The organism is Alphaproteobacteria bacterium (assembly GCA_016870095.1).
In the GTDB taxonomy this organism is placed as follows: domain Bacteria; phylum Pseudomonadota; class Alphaproteobacteria; order Paracaedibacterales; family VGCI01; genus VGCI01.
Genome location: VGCI01000007.1, coordinates 92198 through 107756, shown reverse-complemented (window position 1 = coordinate 107756; position 15559 = coordinate 92198). Strand labels below are relative to the sequence as shown.

The 15559-nt window shown below is 42.2% G+C and carries 15 protein-coding genes and 1 other RNA gene; 8 read left to right on the top strand and 8 right to left on the bottom strand.

Translation table 11 applies throughout. From position 1 onward, the window contains the following. Positions 1 to 24 precede the first annotated feature (24 nt). Positions 25 to 427: RNase P RNA component class A (rnpB, locus tag FJX03_06630), an RNA gene on the top strand. 83 nt (positions 428 to 510) lie between these two features. On the opposite strand, the gene FJX03_06625 is transcribed toward rnpB, so the two are convergent. The 3 genes from FJX03_06625 to FJX03_06615 form a co-directional block, all read right to left on the bottom strand. Further along, positions 511 to 1092: a lysozyme gene (locus FJX03_06625; protein ID MBM3633359.1), complete on the bottom strand. Its 582-nt coding sequence runs from the start codon at positions 1090 to 1092 to the stop codon at positions 511 to 513. A gap of 121 nt (positions 1093 to 1213) precedes the next feature. Beyond that, entirely contained in the window at positions 1214 to 2110 is an 897-nt protein-coding gene (locus FJX03_06620) for a 4-(cytidine 5'-diphospho)-2-C-methyl-D-erythritol kinase (protein MBM3633358.1), read from the bottom strand. Between the two features lie 40 nt (positions 2111 to 2150). Next, positions 2151 to 3746 (bottom strand): electron transfer flavoprotein-ubiquinone oxidoreductase, encoded by a 1596-nt coding sequence (locus FJX03_06615; protein ID MBM3633357.1) that lies wholly within the window; start codon positions 3744 to 3746, stop codon positions 2151 to 2153. A 63-nt stretch (positions 3747 to 3809) separates the two neighbouring features. On the opposite strand from FJX03_06615, the gene FJX03_06610 reads away from it, so the two are divergent. The 3 genes from FJX03_06610 to nrdR all read left to right on the top strand — a co-directional run bounded on the left by FJX03_06610 (position 3810) and on the right by nrdR (position 6423). Beyond that, positions 3810 to 4598, top strand: coding sequence for a uracil-DNA glycosylase (locus FJX03_06610; protein ID MBM3633356.1), 789 nt, complete (start codon positions 3810 to 3812; stop codon positions 4596 to 4598). A 108-nt stretch (positions 4599 to 4706) separates the two neighbouring features. Further along, positions 4707 to 5969, top strand: a complete 1263-nt coding sequence (locus FJX03_06605) for a serine hydroxymethyltransferase (GenBank protein MBM3633355.1) — start codon at positions 4707 to 4709, stop codon at positions 5967 to 5969. Between the two features lie 4 nt (positions 5970 to 5973). Next, complete coding sequence (nrdR, locus tag FJX03_06600) at positions 5974 to 6423, top strand: transcriptional repressor NrdR (protein MBM3633354.1); 450 nt, start codon at positions 5974 to 5976, stop codon at positions 6421 to 6423. Positions 6424 to 6456: 33 nt separating this feature from the next. Here nrdR and tssE read toward each other — a convergent pair whose 3' ends face one another. The 5 genes from tssE to tssB form a co-directional block, all read right to left on the bottom strand. Further along, positions 6457 to 6957, bottom strand: coding sequence for a type VI secretion system baseplate subunit TssE (gene tssE, locus FJX03_06595; protein ID MBM3633353.1), 501 nt, complete (start codon positions 6955 to 6957; stop codon positions 6457 to 6459). Between the two features lie 82 nt (positions 6958 to 7039). After that, positions 7040 to 7639: a hypothetical protein gene (locus FJX03_06590; protein ID MBM3633352.1), complete on the bottom strand. Its 600-nt coding sequence runs from the start codon at positions 7637 to 7639 to the stop codon at positions 7040 to 7042. A 318-nt stretch (positions 7640 to 7957) separates the two neighbouring features. Beyond that, complete coding sequence (locus FJX03_06585) at positions 7958 to 8557, bottom strand: hypothetical protein (GenBank protein ID MBM3633351.1); 600 nt, start codon at positions 8555 to 8557, stop codon at positions 7958 to 7960. A gap of 35 nt (positions 8558 to 8592) precedes the next feature. After that, positions 8593 to 10062, bottom strand: a complete 1470-nt coding sequence (gene tssC, locus FJX03_06580; GenBank protein MBM3633350.1) for a type VI secretion system contractile sheath large subunit — start codon at positions 10060 to 10062, stop codon at positions 8593 to 8595. Between the two features lie 16 nt (positions 10063 to 10078). Next, entirely contained in the window at positions 10079 to 10606 is a 528-nt protein-coding gene (gene tssB, locus FJX03_06575; GenBank protein MBM3633349.1) for a type VI secretion system contractile sheath small subunit, read from the bottom strand. Positions 10607 to 10845: 239 nt separating this feature from the next. On the opposite strand from tssB, the gene rodA reads away from it, so the two are divergent. The 4 genes from rodA (at position 10846) to pnp (ending at position 15558) form a co-directional block, all read left to right on the top strand. Next, entirely contained in the window at positions 10846 to 11985 is a 1140-nt protein-coding gene (gene rodA / locus FJX03_06570; protein ID MBM3633348.1) for a rod shape-determining protein RodA, read from the top strand. Beyond that, on the top strand, positions 11982 to 12896 hold the full coding sequence (truB, locus tag FJX03_06565) for a tRNA pseudouridine(55) synthase TruB (protein MBM3633347.1): 915 nt from the start codon (positions 11982 to 11984) through the stop codon (positions 12894 to 12896). Before rodA ends, truB begins: the two co-directional genes overlap by 4 nt. A gap of 141 nt (positions 12897 to 13037) precedes the next feature. Next, entirely contained in the window at positions 13038 to 13307 is a 270-nt protein-coding gene (rpsO, locus tag FJX03_06560; GenBank protein ID MBM3633346.1) for a 30S ribosomal protein S15, read from the top strand. A gap of 148 nt (positions 13308 to 13455) precedes the next feature. Beyond that, on the top strand, positions 13456 to 15558 hold the full coding sequence (gene pnp / locus FJX03_06555) for a polyribonucleotide nucleotidyltransferase (protein MBM3633345.1): 2103 nt from the start codon (positions 13456 to 13458) through the stop codon (positions 15556 to 15558). The last annotated feature ends 1 nt before the right edge of the window (position 15559 follow it).

Sequence of the window (15559 nt, the reverse complement as noted above, 5' to 3'; positions counted from 1 at the left end):
AAAGGAAACCTATCTTGTCAGGTACCAGATGGCTGGATGACTGCTGATTTGTAGGCAACTACAAATGGGAGGAAAGTCCGGGCTCCACACAAACAGGGTGGCGGATAACGTCCGCCGGGGTCAGTTAATAAAGGCTGGCTTTAGGGAAAGTGCCACAGAAATTATACCGCCTGAGCGAAAGCTTGAGGTAAGGGTGAAATGGGGCGGTAAGAGCGCACCGCACTTCTGGTAACAGAAGTGGCAGGGTAAACCCCACCCGGAGCAAGATCTAATAGGGATGAGGGAGGAGGAAACTCCTCCAATGTGTTTGTGCATGTCATCCGGGTTGATCGCTCGAGGCGGCTGGTAACAGCCGTCCCAGATGAATAGTCATCCAGTAAGGTGCAAACCTTATGGACAGAACCCGGCTTATAGGCCATCTGGTTTTTCTAAATTTCTGTTAATCGCCATTGTTAAGAATTTGTCCTCTGAGGGACTTTTGTTTGTCTAATGCCCTCATAAGAGGGACAGCTAACGACTATTTGCTTTATATTCTAGGTAAATATCCTGCGCTTCGCGTTGCACGGCCGGCGCCAAGTTTTGATAAACCATCAACAAAGTTTCGCCCGGAAGGCTGGTCGGAATAGTCCCCAAATCCTCAGGAATTTTATCGTCCCCTCTAAATATAAACATTTCCGCTAACCTTCTTTTGAACAAACCGGGAAGATATTGACCAGCGGCTTTGCGCCATAAAGGGAATTGAAGAGAGGCTTGATGAATGTCCGCCGCATTGAGATGTTGTAAAAGTGTTGAATTACCTAAATTTTTTGCCCCTAAGTTGTAATCAAAAGAAGTGAGAGCATCGAATTGGCCTTGTTCCAAAGGAATGGTAACTAGTCTTTGAATATCAGGTTCATATCTATCAACAATATCTGAATTTAAAAGCGTTAGTCCCTCTTTGAGTGATAATTTCTTCAAATATTTATTTGTCTCAGATGTTTCCACAACATGGCCGAAACCAATTGTAGGTTTTCCTGCTGGGCACTCATAAATGCTATCTTGAAACCCTTCAAATCTTGCAATTAATTTAATTCCAGCAAGAGAAACTTTCATCTTTTTCGGATCAAATTTTTCTATTTCGGTAGCGATAATATTTGGAATAAAAGCGATGGCTAGAATGATCACAAACCCAATTTTTTTTGTCATCATTGATTTCTGGGGCATTTGGCAGTGATTATTTTTCAACGGACCCCCAAAAGTTACAAGTCACCCCCCAAGCTTTAGGCATTTTTCGAATCAATGCTGATTTCGCAAATTCTTCATCTTCGAACATAGCAAAACAAGTTGCTCCACTGCCCGACATTCTTGCAATCAAACATCCCGGAGCTTTTTGAAGAGCTTGAAGCAGTTTGCCAATTTTTGCTTCTTGGGTTGTTGCGGATTCCATTAAATCATTTTTTTGAGCTTTTAAATACTCCACGACATTACCTTGAAAATGATTCTCTAAGAGATTTTTAAAATCTTGAGACGCTGTATAGGGAGGCTGAATTTTTTTAAAAATGGCAGGAGTCGAAATAGGAACACCAGGATTGACCAGAACCATCACCCCTTTTATATCTCCATTTATGGGGAGAGGAAGCGATTCGCGCCCAGAGCTATCAATCCATAACAGGGGCCCTCTGCCAAATTGATGAGCCAAACACATAGGAACATCTGCTCCCAATTCCCCGGATGCCAATATAAGAGCATCTTCTTGGGCACTTGTTAATGAAATTTCGTGACAAGAAAGCAGTGCGGCAATGGTAGCGGCAGCATCGCTCGACCCACCCCCCATACCAGAAGCAATCGGCAAATTCTTGGTTAAGTGGATATGGACTTGGTCAACAATGGGGAAGCGCTCTTTGACCCAACGTGCAGCTAAAATTACTATGTTATCCGCAGACAAAGGAACATGAGGCGCAAAAGGACCATCAATCGTTAAGCTTGATGATTCGGCCTTTCCCACTCTAATTTCATCACCATAATCAGCAAAAATTACGAGAGTTTGTAAATGATGATACCCATCCACCTGACGTCCGACCACATGAAGCATAAGATTGATTTTGGCAGGAGCAAGACGCGTAATATTCATGGACAATTCCTAAAAATTCTTTCAAGAAAAACTATTGTGCCTACATATCCGTATAATTAGGCCCATTTCCACCTTCTGGAGGTACCCATTGAATATTTTGGAATGGGTCTTTGATATCACAAGTCTTACAATGAATGCAATTGGCGCTGTTAATATGAAGTTGCGGGCTTTCCTCAGTTTCTACAATCTCATAGACACTGGCAGGACAATAGCGTTGCTCAGGGCTATCATAAAGTTTTAAATTATGAGAAATTGCTAATTCAGGAATTTTAAGCTTGAGATGATTGGGTTGATTTTCGCTATGATGTATATTGCACAAAAAAACAGAGCTGAGTCGATCAAAAGTTATTCTACCGTCCGGCTTAGGATAAATTATTTTTTTTGAATTTTTCGCCAAGCGTAGACTTTTATGATCACTACGATTTCGCCAGGTCCAAGGTGATCGACCACGCAGTATGTATGTTTCCAGTGCCGCATTTATAAGCCCCAGAATCATTCCCCAACGAAATCCGGGACGAATATTACGCACTTGATGCAACTCTTTAGCTGCCCAACTTTGGTGGAATCGATGTTCATAATCGTTAACTCTTCCCTGTAGCTTTTCAAATACACCTTCAGCACAGAGCATTCCTGATTTCATGGCGGTATGTGTACCTTTAATCTTAGGCACATTCAAAAAACCTGCACTGCATCCCATGATCGCTCCGCCAGGAAAGGTGAGTTTTGGGAGGGATTGCCATCCCCCTTCATTTAAGGCTCTTGCCCCAAAACTTAAGCGCTTTCCTCCTTCAAACAAAGGTCGAATAGCCGGATGGATTTTAAATCGCTGAAATTCTTCAAATGGCGACAAATAAGGATTTTGGTAATCTAGGCCTACCACAAATCCCACCGCCACTTGATTATTGGCCAAATGGTAGAGGAAACTTCCCCCATAAGTTTGAAAATCCAAGGGCCATCCAATACTATGAATGACCCGACCCTCTTTGTGCAATTCTGGCTTCACTTCCCATATTTCTTTTAAACCCAATCCGTATGTTGGCGGGCAAGACTCCTCTCTCAAATGAAAATGATGCATTAAAAGCTCGGCCAAACTTCCTCGACATCCTTCTCCAATGAGAATTTGCTTTCCATAAATAGCAAGGCCTGGCTGATAAGAGTGGGTGGGCTGTCCATCACGTCCTACACCTTGATCCCCTATTTTCACTCCCCAAAGGTCTCCTTGATGATTAAATAAAGGGTCAGTAGCAGCAAATCCGGGATAAATCTCTACACCCATAGCCTCCGCCTGACGAGCTAACCACCGACAGAATTGACTGAGGGAGATCATATAATTATTTGCATTTTTCATTTGAAGAGGAACAGGCAAGCGGAACTGATAACGACGCGTAAGGAAGGAAAAGCGATCTTCTCGAACCGCAATGGTTAGAGGGGCTTCTTTCTGACGCCAATCCGGAATGAGTTCTTCTAAGGCACGGGGATCAAAAACACAGCCTGAGATAATATGGGCCCCCACTTCAGACCCTTTTTCCAAAATACAAACCCGAAGAGAAGTATCAAGTTGTTTGAGTCGAATAGCTGCGGAAAGACCTGAAGGACCTGCTCCGACAATGACAACGTCATAGTGCATTTCATCCATATCATGTTTCCGTTTCAAAAAAGGACTTGTTTGTCATCTAATTTTACTTTACCCAAAGTAAGTATGATGATAAATCAGAAACTTATTGAAACTTTACGTTGGTACCAAGAATTAGGCATCACTATAGCTGTTGATGATACCCCAGCTAACCATGCTGCAGCTATTCGGACAATTCCCCCGAAAACACCTTCCCCTCAAATTTCGGTGAGTTCTGTCCTAACCCCTTCTGCCTCAATGCCATCAATACCTGGGACGCCGGTGAATTTAGCATACTGTCAAACCCTTGAAGATTTGCGACGTGCCCTTGAAGGTTTTGAGGGGTGTGCCCTAAAGAAAACAGCAACAAATCTTGTTTTTGCTGATGGAAACCCAAAAGCAAAAGTGATGCTCATTGGCGAAGCTCCCGGCGCTGATGAGGATCGGCAAGGTGTTCCTTTTGTCGGTGTGAGTGGTCAGCTTCTGGACAGAATGCTTGCGACCATCGGCTTGAATCGAGAATCCGTCTACATAACCAACATTGTTCCCTGGCGTCCTCCAGGAAATCGTCAACCAACCCCTCAAGAAATTGCAGCTTGCAAACCCTTCGTTGAAAAGCATATTGCCTTTATTCAACCAGAAATCTTGGTTCTTGTGGGAGGGGTTGCCATGAAAACTCTTTTCAATACGAATGACGGAATTATGCGACTGCGAGGCACCTGGCAATCCTATCATTCCCCTGAATTAAAAGCACCTCTGAAGGCAATGGCTACCTATCATCCTTCCTTTCTTTTGCGGTCTCCCGGACAAAAAGCACAGTCTTGGCAAGATCTATTGATGATTAAAAATGCTTTAAAATCCATAAATACCCATTAAGTGAGAATTCCGAATTTGCTTAAGCCGTTGCAATTTTTTTGCTAAAGATTGTTTTTTTCGATATGGTAGGGAGAAAATACAGCTCTTAATATAACGGTGTGTTAACATATGCTCCCTAATAATGAATCTTTAAATCAAATTGACCCAGAAATTGCAGAAGCTATTCGTTTAGAACTTCACCGTCAACAAGATCAAATTGAATTGATTGCCTCTGAAAATATTGTTTCATCAGCTGTATTGGCAGCCCAGGGCTCAATAATGACAAACAAGTACGCCGAAGGATATCCAGCCCGTCGATATTATGGGGGATGTGAATATGTCGATATAGCCGAACAATTGGCTATCGAACGCGTTAAAAAATTATTTAATTGTTCGTTTGCTAATGTGCAACCCCACTCAGGTAGTCAAGCGAATCAGGCCGTTTTCTTAGCTCTTTTAAAACCAGGCGATACAATTTTAGGTATGTCTTTAGCCTCTGGGGGACACTTAACCCATGGCTCTTCTGTCAATATTTCTGGAAAATGGTTTCGATCTGTCAGTTATAATGTACACCCCGAAACTCACCTTATCGACTATGACGCTATCCTTAAAATTGCCGAGGCTGAACGCCCCCAAATGATTATTGCGGGAGGCTCTGCTTACCCTCGTTTCATTGATTTTGCGCGCATGCGTCAAATCGCTGAATCCGTAGGGGCTTTCTTCATGGTGGATATGGCACATTTTGCCGGTCTTGTAGCAGGAGGTTTATTTCCAAGCCCGATTCCCCATGCACATATTGTTACCTCAACAACTCACAAAACCTTACGGGGACCCAGAGGCGGTATTATCTTAACCAACGACGAGAACCTAGCCAAAAAAATTAATTCCGCTGTGTTTCCAGGTCTTCAGGGAGGCCCTTTAATGCATGTTATTGCCGCTAAAGCTGTCGCCTTTGGCGAAGCTTTAAAACCAGAATTTAAAACCTATGCCGCCAATATCGTAACCAATATGAAAAGCATGGGGCAACGTCTTATTGAATTGGGATTTTCTCTTGTGTCAGGGGGGACTGACTCACACCTTATTTTGGTTGATTTGAGAAAGAAGAATATAACAGGTAAAGCTGCTGAAGCAGCCCTGGGCCTTGCTAATATTACCTGCAATAAAAATGGCATTCCTTTTGATGATACCTCGCCTATGATTACTTCCGGTATTCGTTTGGGCAGTCCAGCCTGTACAACGCGTGGCTTTGGCGTTGCTGAATTTAATCAAATTGCTGATATGATTGCTGAAGTGATCCACACCCCCGATGAAAAAACCACACAGAAAATTAAGCAACAAGCTATATCCTTATGTCGCCAATTTCCGATCTATCCTCATTTGAAGGTTTCATGAAAGCATGCGCTGCCCTTTTTGTAGTCACCCCGACACCGGCGTAAAAGATTCTCGCACGACAGAAGATAATGCCACTATCCGGCGGCGTCGATTTTGCCCAGAATGCGGTTCACGCTTCACGACATTTGAACGCGTCCAATTACGGGATCTGATGGTTATTAAAAAAAGCGGTATGCGTGTTCCCTTTGATAGAGATAAACTTGCCCGTTCTATTGAAAGTGCCCTTCACAAGCGCGCTATAGATCCTGAAAGAACGGAGCGTGTCATTTCGAGTATTGTTCGTCAATTGGAAACATCGGGCGAAACAGATATTTTAACAACTGACATAGGTGAGATGGCCATGGATGCCCTTCTAAACTTGGATGCTGTAGCCTATGTTCGTTTTGCGAGTATTTATAAAGATTTTAATGACGTTAAAGATTTCGTTGCCTTTATTAAAAATAATTCTTTGTAAACGAAGAATATATATTAACTTTTATGAGTGGTATCAGCGTTGATCCATCAGAAACACCGTTGGGAATGTCAGCTCTCCCTGAAATTCTTTTATGGCAAAATCTGCCTGAATAGTCATGCTTAAGCTTTGTGTTTTCTTATCAAACCCTGTCACATTAGCCGTGACATTCTTAATTCGAGGCTCATAGCGTAAAATCGCCTGGGCACACAAATCTTCTATACGAGGCCATTCATCTACCTTCGTGGCATCAAATTGCGAAAAATCACCCAACCCAAACATCTCTGGCAAGCCATAATTCAGCGGGTTTTCTGAGAAATCCTCATATTCATCCCGCTTAACTGTCGCGCGCGTATTTAAAATACGTTCAACTTCGCGTTCTATGGATTGAATGAGTTCAAAGCGATTATAATATCGCTTTGAGGGAACTTCCTTTTCAGATTCTGGGTCTTCATCAATGAGCCGATCAAATAAGGGAACAGGTGCACCAGCTATTTTTTTGGGTTCTGCCCGTGCATTTTTTAAAGCATTACCCATATCCTCAACTTTCTATAATGTCCTCTTTTTAAGAGTGTTCTTAAAATCGCATAGATACCAAACATACATAATGCAAAGATTACTAGGCCATTGCGGTATTTTGTGCATAATCCCAACCCGAAGCTGTACTTCCTGATGTTGTGCCTTGTGTTGCATCATATTTCGTAGCAGCCGCCGTATCAGAGCGGGTATTAACCCGTGCTTTGACAATCAACTTGTCTGGAAATTCTTCAATGAATTCAAGAAAACAATTCGTGAAAGTGGTTGAATATAATTCTGTATTATCTTTATCTGCCCCCAAGTGCCCAACCCGGGTAATTTTTATTTTTTTTATGGGTGTGTTATTGCGCATATTTTGCCGTAAAGTTGGCATGGCTGAATCGGTTTGAACATGCATTTCAAGTAACGAGTGAACCAAAGTGGCACTGGATTGATAATCTGTTGTCATATTCCCTTGCGAAGGACGCTCTTCAACGCTCGTAAACCACAACAACTGAACAGCATCTTCAACATGCTTCTTGCCTTTACTATCACCCGCGCCCACATTTGACACCGCAAAGACTTTATCCATAGAAACAAAGTAACTGCTTGTAACGGTCCCGATGGGTGGATTTCCAGTTTGGGGAATTTGCTGAGTCGTATTGGGTGCCTTTTGCATTTTGTCGCTTAGTATATCTGCCAACCCTAATTCCCCCGTATTCCCCGATACAGCATAATTTAAATAGCCTTATAAAGACGCTTTAAATCGCGTACAACTCAGTATGCACACCACAATAAGAAAAATATAACATTAATTTAATAAAAATTAATAGAAAATTTACTAATAATTATATTTATAGGGGGAAGTAGGTATAAACATTGGCTCAAAGCTTTGAATTTTCATACGCAAAAGTTGCTGAGCTCGGTATTATTTTTTAAAAATTTATTGTCATGAAAGGGAGGTTAATAAAGATAGGGGGTCGCTTTTTTAAGGAAGAAAAAAACGGCCCCCTTTTCAAATTTATGAGGCAATGGGTGCGTTTTGTGTATAATCCCAACCAGAAGCTGTGCTTCCAGAGGCAGTAGCCTGTGTTGCTGTAAAGTCTGTAGCAGCAGCCGTATCCGAGCGCGTATTAACACGAGCTTTAACGATCAATCTGTCGGGAAATTCTTCAATGGCTTCCAGAAAACAATTTGTAAATGTTGATGAATACATTTCCACATTATCTTGTCCATCACCCAAATGTCCCACGCGCGTAATCTTAATTTGAGCAATGGGTACATTTTGCCTCATATTTTGACGCAAAGTGGGCATGGCAGAGTCAGTCATAATATGCATTTCAAGCAGACTATGAACAAGAGTCGCGCTCGCGTTAAAGTCACTGGTACTGTTACCTTGTGAAGGCCGCTCTTCAACGCTGCTATACCACAAGAGTTGTACCGTATTTGCCAGATTGCTTGCATTCGCACTTGCACCGGATCCGACATTCGATGTGTTAAAAACTTGATCCATCGAAATGAAAAAACTACTCGTGACCGTGCCCAAAGGTGGGTTACCAGCTTGGGAAAGCTGTTGCAGCGTCGGCGTTGTTTTTTGGGCTTTATCGTGTAATTCAGCCATCTCTAAATCTCCTGTCTAATAATAAGCACCCAGCTTTATTGCGCTGCAGGTGGCGGTAAGGTTGCAACCATACGGATAGAAGCTGTGAGTTCTTCCATTTGGAAATGCGGTCGCAAATAGATAACGGATCGATAAGACCCTGGTTTTCCTGGGACTTCGTATACGTCAATCCGAGCTTCTCTTAAGGGGAATTTTGCTTTCACGGGTTGTGATGCGTTATCATTCATCACCACATAGCTTGCAATCCAAGTGTTCAAATAATCTTCCACGTTACCACGAGTCAAAAAGCTGCCAATTTTATCGCGCATAATGACCTTAATGTAGTGAGCAAAACGAGAAGCTGCCAAAATGTAAGGCAATCTTGCCGATAGGTTGGAGTTAGCATTTGCATCTTCAAGATTATAGATCTTTGGCTTTTGGGCTGTCTGACCGCCAAAGAATGCGGCGTAATCTGTTCCCTTACAATGACATAAAGATATGAAACCAAGATCACTTAATTCTTTTTCACGACGATCGGTTATTGATGTTTCCGTGGGACATTTTAAGGCAATATCTCCATCGGTTGTTTTAAACGTATAGGCGGGTAATCCTTCAACAATACCGCCACCTTCTACACCTCGAATGGCCGCTGTCCATTTATACAAAGAGAAAGCATTGGTAATCCGTTGTCCCAATATATAGGCAGGATTTGTCCAACAAAATTTAGATGTATCTGCGCCTGCAACATCTTCCTCAAAGTTTAATCCCTCTGCGGGAAGTGTATTGGCACCATAAGGCAAGCGCATCAAAACGCGCGGCAATAACATGGCAACATAGCGAGAATCTTCTGTTTCCCGGAAAGAATTCCATTTAATCATTTCGAGACTTTCAAAAATCTTTGAAAGATCACGGGGAACACCTAGATGTTCAAAGCTATCAAGGTCGAATAATTTGGGATCTGCAGCTGTTAAGAATGGGGCATGAGCTGCGGCCGCAACTTGAGAAACTTTTTGAAGCAGTTCCATGTCTTGTGGATGTCGGGTAAATTCATAATCTCCCACCAAGCAGGAATAGGGATGGCCACCAAACGTTCCATATTCTTCTTCATAGATTTTTTTAAACATTTGGCTTTGGTCAAACTCAACCGCTTTTTCCAGATCATCAAGCAATTCTTTTTTGGTAATGTTCATTAAACGGAGTTTCAAATGTACAGCCGTTTCTGTATTCATCACCAAATAGCTAAGCCCCCGCCAGGATCCTTCTAATTTTTGAAAGGCGGGGTCATGCATAATTTCATTTAATTGATTTGCAATGAGATCATCAATTTCCAGAATACGTTGATTAATAAACGCAACCGTATCGTTACTCACGACAGTACCTTGCTCTAAAACTTGATTGACAAATTCTGTCACCAAATCTCGTGCAAATGGTTTTTGAGAGTCGTCCCGTGCCAATTTCCCTTTTGACATTAATACGTCAAGAGCGGATTCATCTGCGGGAGCCGGTGTGTTTGTATCGTCAGCCATATTCGTATCTCCTTATTTAGGCTTTAGGCGCTTCAGGAGCTGGGGCATCATTAATACCCAACTCTTGTTTTAAAGCATCCCGCTTTTCCGTATTGCTAATCACTTCGAGCAAAAGTTCACCCAAGGTATCGTTACCATCTAACTTAGTAAGTAAGTCCTTTAGTCGCGTTCGAGCTTCATATAATCTTTCCAACGCTGGAACTTGTTTCACGACGTTGACGGGTTCAAAATCTGCAAGATTTTTAAAGAATAATTCCGTACTCATTTGAGTACCGTCATTCGCCAAGGTGTTATTAACACGCAAGACTAAGCGAGGATTAATGGATGCCATAATCTCATTAATATTATCTCGATCAATTTCTACGAATTTACGATCCTTAACCTTAGGAAGGGCTTCAGCTGGCATTCCTGATAAATCGGCAAGAATTCCCATCACAAAAGGCAATTCCTTCATTTCAATGGCATTACCAATTTCAACATCATAGGTAATTTGAACTCGAGGCGGTCTTACCCGATCAAGTTTATGTTGTAAGCTTTCAACCATAATTTCGCCTCCTTCTGTTCCCCCACACTGGGAGAATTCCCGCGCTATACTTTAATTAATATCGGAAAAGTTTTAAAATTTTATTAATTTTGTAAAAGTTTATCTATTTTTTGAATTTTAAAATTTACTGACCATATTTAAGGAATACTTAAGGTATAAAAATACTCTCTTAAAGTCTCATTTGTTTGACTATTGCATCCAATCTATAAAATTGAGTAAAGTGCACAAAATTGAATGTTATGAAATGCTATGACAACTGTATGAGATTACTCGTCAACAAACTTTCTCTTATCCGCCAAATTAACCCGTGGGTGCTTGGACTGCTTTTTCTTATCGCAAGCATTGGTTTTCTCATGCTTTACTCCGCTGCCAATGGAAACATGCATCCCTGGGCCTGGAAGCAAATAATGCGATTTTCAATCGGAACCCTCATTATGATGTGCGTTGCCGTAATAGATAGTCGGACATGGATGGCATATGCTTACCCCTTATACTTTTTGTCTCTTCTCCTGCTTGTTGCGGTGGAAATTATGGGTTTTCTGGGAAAAGGTGCTATTCGTTGGATAGATTTATACGTAATTCAACTTCAACCGACTGAGTTGATGAAAATTGCCCTTGTACTTGCATTGGCTCGATATTTTCATAAGCGTCCCCTTGTTGAAATTCGTCAATTCTCCACTTTAGTCGTCCCCTTAGTGCTCGTTCTAATGCCCACTTTTCTTGCTATGCGTCAACCGGACCTAGGAACGGCTGTAATTTTGATTTTATGTGGAGCTACCATTTTTTTTGCAGCGGGCGTTCAATGGTGGAAATTTGCGGCTATCGGAGGAGGTGTGCTGGCAACAAGTCCTATAATATGGACACTTCTGTATGATTATCAAAAAAAGCGTATTCTTACATTTTTTGATCCAAAAATGGACACGGCCAACGCGGGATACCATATTACTCAATCTAAAATTGCCCTTGGGTCTGGTGGAATCACAGGCAAGGGTTTTCTCCAAGGCACTCAAAGCCACCTCAATTTCTTGCCAGAAAAACAAACTGATTTTATCTTCACTATGTTCAGTGAAGAATTTGGTTTAATGGGTGGTATTTTGCTATTGAGCCTATATGCCCTGCTCCTCTCTTATGGTTTTCATGTCTCCATAGCGAGTCGAAATTCCTTTGGGTGCTTCGTTGCAATAGGCATTACAACAACTATCTTCTTATATGTATTTATTAACATGGCCATGGTCATGGGAATGCTTCCCGTGGTGGGGGTCCCCTTACCGCTTATCTCCTACGGCGGGACAGCTTTGCTAACTTTGTTAATTGGTCAGGGATTGATTTTTTCCGTAGCTATTCACCATAATGTGCGCATTGGACGAAATTTATCATGACTGCCCAGGCCGTTAATGGATGGATTACGCTGGATAAGCCTTACGGAATGAGCTCTACACAAGCCACAAATTTAGTTCGTCGCATTTCGGGCGCTTCCAAGGCAGGACACGCAGGAACACTAGACCCTCTTGCCACTGGCGTTCTCCCAATTGCATTGGGGGAGGCCACAAAAACAATTCCCTATGTGGTCGCACATATAAAAAAGTATTCATTCCAGGTCACTTGGGGGGAACTGCGCATAACAGACGATGCTGAAGGTGCTGTTATTAAGACCCATGATCACCGCCCATCCTTGAAAGAAATTCAAGCTGTATTGCCACAATTTATCGGCCTCATCCATCAACGCCCGCCTCTGTTCTCCGCCCTTAAAATTGAAGGGAAGCGCGCTTACGACATGGCCCGTTCCGGAGATGAATCAATAGTGGCCCATTTGAAAGAGGCGATGATACTTAAAACACGCCCTATCACCATCTTTGATTTTGTTCTTGAATCAATTGATTCACCTGACACAGCGACATTTTGCATCACTTGCGGCCCGGGGACTTACGTACGTTCTCTTGCTCGGGATATCGCAGAAGTTCTGGGAAGTGTGGGGTATGTTTCTCGTTTAAGACGCTTAGAAGTTGGAAAATTTCATGAAAAAGATGCGATTTCACTGGAAAATTTGCGCGAATTCAGTCATAAATTAACATTGCATCGCCAATTCCTACCTATTGGGTCTGTTCTGGACGACATCCCGGCAGTTGCCATAACGGTAGAAGAAGCGAGAAAAATAAATCAAGGGCAACCCATTCCCATGAATCAAAATAAGGGTTTTGTGTCTTTGGTTGTATTGTGGTTAGTGGATCAAGTTATAGCCATCGCTGAAGTTAATGATGGTTATATCTACCCAAAACGTGTTTTTAAGTAGATCTCATTCCCAAACATACCTTTAAAGGATGTTCGAGGGTGCGTTTCCTGACAAGGCAAAAACACACAAAAAGTAGGCTTGGTAATTAACCTTAAGCAAATATATTGAAAAACTATTAATTATAGAAGGGATAAAAATCCGATGTCGATAGCCGCGTCACGAAAACAAGAATTAATTAAAGAATTTGCAACAAAACCAGGAGATACTGGTTCGCCAGAAGTTCAAGTTGCTATTTTGACTGAACGTATACGAAATTTGTCTGGCCACATGGAAACACACGCAAAAGATTTTCACTCCCGGAGAGGTTTGATTCTTATGGTTGGGCAACGTCGCCGACTTTTAGATTACCTGAAAAGCAAAAACGAAGAACGGTATCAAACCTTGATTAAGCGCCTTGATATTCGCCGATAAGATATTTTTGGTGATATCTCAAAGCAATACATAATCCTACCTGGGGCACTAAAATTATGTAAAAAAATGTTAGGGAGCAAAATTTTGGGGCTTTGCTCTTCATAGAAATAATATTTTCCCAAAATGAAAAGGTATATTAATGTCAAATATGTTTAAAATTTCACGCCAAGAAGTTAAGTGGGCTGACCGCACTCTCATCCTTGAAACCGGCAAAGTCGCGCGTCAAGCTAGCGGTTCTGTATTGGCAACTTATGGAGAAACAACTGTTTTATGTACAGTTGTGGCACAAAAAGAGCCCAACCCTTCCGTAGATTTTTTTCCCCTAACCGTCCATTACCAAGAAAAAGTTTATGCTGTGGGTCGTATTCCGGGCGGATTCTTTAAAAGAGAAGCTCGACCTTCGGAGAAAGAAGTTCTCACTTCTCGTTTAATTGATCGGCCAATTCGCCCTCTCTTCCCTGAAGGTTTTCGAAATGAAGTTCAAGTTATTTGTACCGTATTAAGTCATGACTTAGAAAACGATCCTGACATCGTTGCATTAGTAGGCGCTTCCGCCGCTCTTGCCATTTCGGGCGTTCCTTTTCAAGGACCTGTCGGTGCGGCACGTGTTGGCTATTCTGATGGCCAGTACATTCTCAATCCCACTCCTTCTCAATTGATGAATAGTCAATTGGACCTCGTTCTTGCTGGAACAAAAAGTGGCGTGTTGATGGTTGAATCTGAGGCACAAGAATTATCTGAGGATATTATGCTTGGTGCGGTTGAATTTGGCCACAAAGCTTTTCAACCCATCATTGATGCCATTACAAAACTCAAGAAAGATGCTGGCAAAGAAAATTGGGAATTACCTCTTCTTCCTTATGATGCACAAGCTATTTACACGAAAGTTAAAAAAACCGCTGAAAAAGATTTACGTAAAGCTTATGCCATTACCACAAAACAAGAACGATATACTGCCATTGCGGCGAGTAAGGCAGTAACTAAGGAAAAACTTCTTCCTGAAATTGAAAACGAGACCGCTTTAAGTCATGGATTGAAAGCATTAGAAGCCGATATTTTGCGCACCATGATTTTGGATGATAAGATACGCGTGGATGGTCGGGATTTAAGTACAATTCGTCCCATCGTTTGTGAAACAGGTATGTTACCCCGCACGCACGGAAGCGCCTTATTTACACGAGGGGAAACTCAAGCCCTTGTTGTTACAACTTTAGGAACAGGGCAAGACGAACAAATCATTGACGCCCTTGAAGGCGAATATCGGGAACGTTTCCTTCTTCATTACAATTTCCCCCCCTTCTCGGTTGGTGAAGTTGGCCGCATGTCCTCTCCCGGACGACGGGAAATAGGTCACGGGAAACTGGCATGGAGAGCTATTCGCCCTTTACTCCCTTCAAAAGAACAATTCCCCTACACCATTCGAACCGTTTCTGAAATTACAGAATCTAATGGTTCTTCATCTATGGCCACCGTTTGTGGCACATCCTTATCTATGATGGATGCAGGTGTTCCTCTCACACGCCCTGTAGCTGGAATTGCTATGGGACTTATTAAAGAGGGTGAAAAATTTGCAGTCCTCTCTGATATCTTGGGTGATGAAGACCATCTCGGCGATATGGACTTCAAAGTTGCCGGGACAACAAATGGTATAACAGCTCTTCAGATGGATATTAAAATCACGAGTATTACCATGGAGATCATGCATGTGGCTCTTAATCAAGCCCGTGACGGTCGTCTTCATATCCTCAAAGAAATGAGCAAAGAAATTGAATCTTCACGTGAATCTGTAAGCGACCATGCCCCTCGCATGGTTACAATTACAATTCCTAAAGATAAGATTCGAGACATTATTGGCCCTGGCGGTAAAATCATTCGTGAGATTTGTGAAACGACTGGCGCAAAAATTGACATTGAAGATGATGGCACCGTTAGTATTTCTGCAGTCGACGCCAAAGCCATTGATGCAGCATTGGCAACAATTAAAGGCATTGCTTGTGATCCGGAAGTTGGTGAAATTTATACCGGTAAAGTTGTGAAGATCATGGATTTCGGGGCTTTCGTTAATTTTATGGGTAACCGGGATGGTTTGGTCCATATTAGTGAACTCTCTCCAGAACGTGTCGCAAAAGTTAGCGACATTGTCAAAGAGGGGGATACTGTTCGCGTTAAGGTACTGGGATTTGATGATCGAGGCAAAGTTAAGCTGACGATGAAATCAATTCCCCAAGAAGAAGGCGCCCCTGAGGCTTAAG

Coding starts and splice junctions, on each gene's coding strand:
- tssE (MBM3633353.1), bottom strand. CDS start 6,957: ATGGGTAATGCTTTAAAAAATGCACGGGCAGAACCCAAAAAAATAGCT.
- FJX03_06620 (MBM3633358.1), bottom strand. CDS start 2,110: ATGAATATTACGCGTCTTGCTCCTGCCAAAATCAATCTTATGCTTCAT.
- FJX03_06605 (MBM3633355.1), top strand. CDS start 4,707: ATGCTCCCTAATAATGAATCTTTAAATCAAATTGACCCAGAAATTGCA.
- tssC (MBM3633350.1), bottom strand. CDS start 10,062: ATGGCTGACGATACAAACACACCGGCTCCCGCAGATGAATCCGCTCTT.
- rodA (MBM3633348.1), top strand. CDS start 10,846: ATGAAATGCTATGACAACTGTATGAGATTACTCGTCAACAAACTTTCT.
- truB (MBM3633347.1), top strand. CDS start 11,982: ATGACTGCCCAGGCCGTTAATGGATGGATTACGCTGGATAAGCCTTAC.
- FJX03_06625 (MBM3633359.1), bottom strand. CDS start 1,092: ATGAAAGTTTCTCTTGCTGGAATTAAATTAATTGCAAGATTTGAAGGG.
- nrdR (MBM3633354.1), top strand. CDS start 5,974: ATGCGCTGCCCTTTTTGTAGTCACCCCGACACCGGCGTAAAAGATTCT.
- tssB (MBM3633349.1), bottom strand. CDS start 10,606: ATGGTTGAAAGCTTACAACATAAACTTGATCGGGTAAGACCGCCTCGA.
- pnp (MBM3633345.1), top strand. CDS start 13,456: ATGTTTAAAATTTCACGCCAAGAAGTTAAGTGGGCTGACCGCACTCTC.
- FJX03_06615 (MBM3633357.1), bottom strand. CDS start 3,746: ATGGATGAAATGCACTATGACGTTGTCATTGTCGGAGCAGGTCCTTCA.
- rpsO (MBM3633346.1), top strand. CDS start 13,038: ATGTCGATAGCCGCGTCACGAAAACAAGAATTAATTAAAGAATTTGCA.
- FJX03_06610 (MBM3633356.1), top strand. CDS start 3,810: ATGATGATAAATCAGAAACTTATTGAAACTTTACGTTGGTACCAAGAA.
- FJX03_06585 (MBM3633351.1), bottom strand. CDS start 8,557: ATGGCTGAATTACACGATAAAGCCCAAAAAACAACGCCGACGCTGCAA.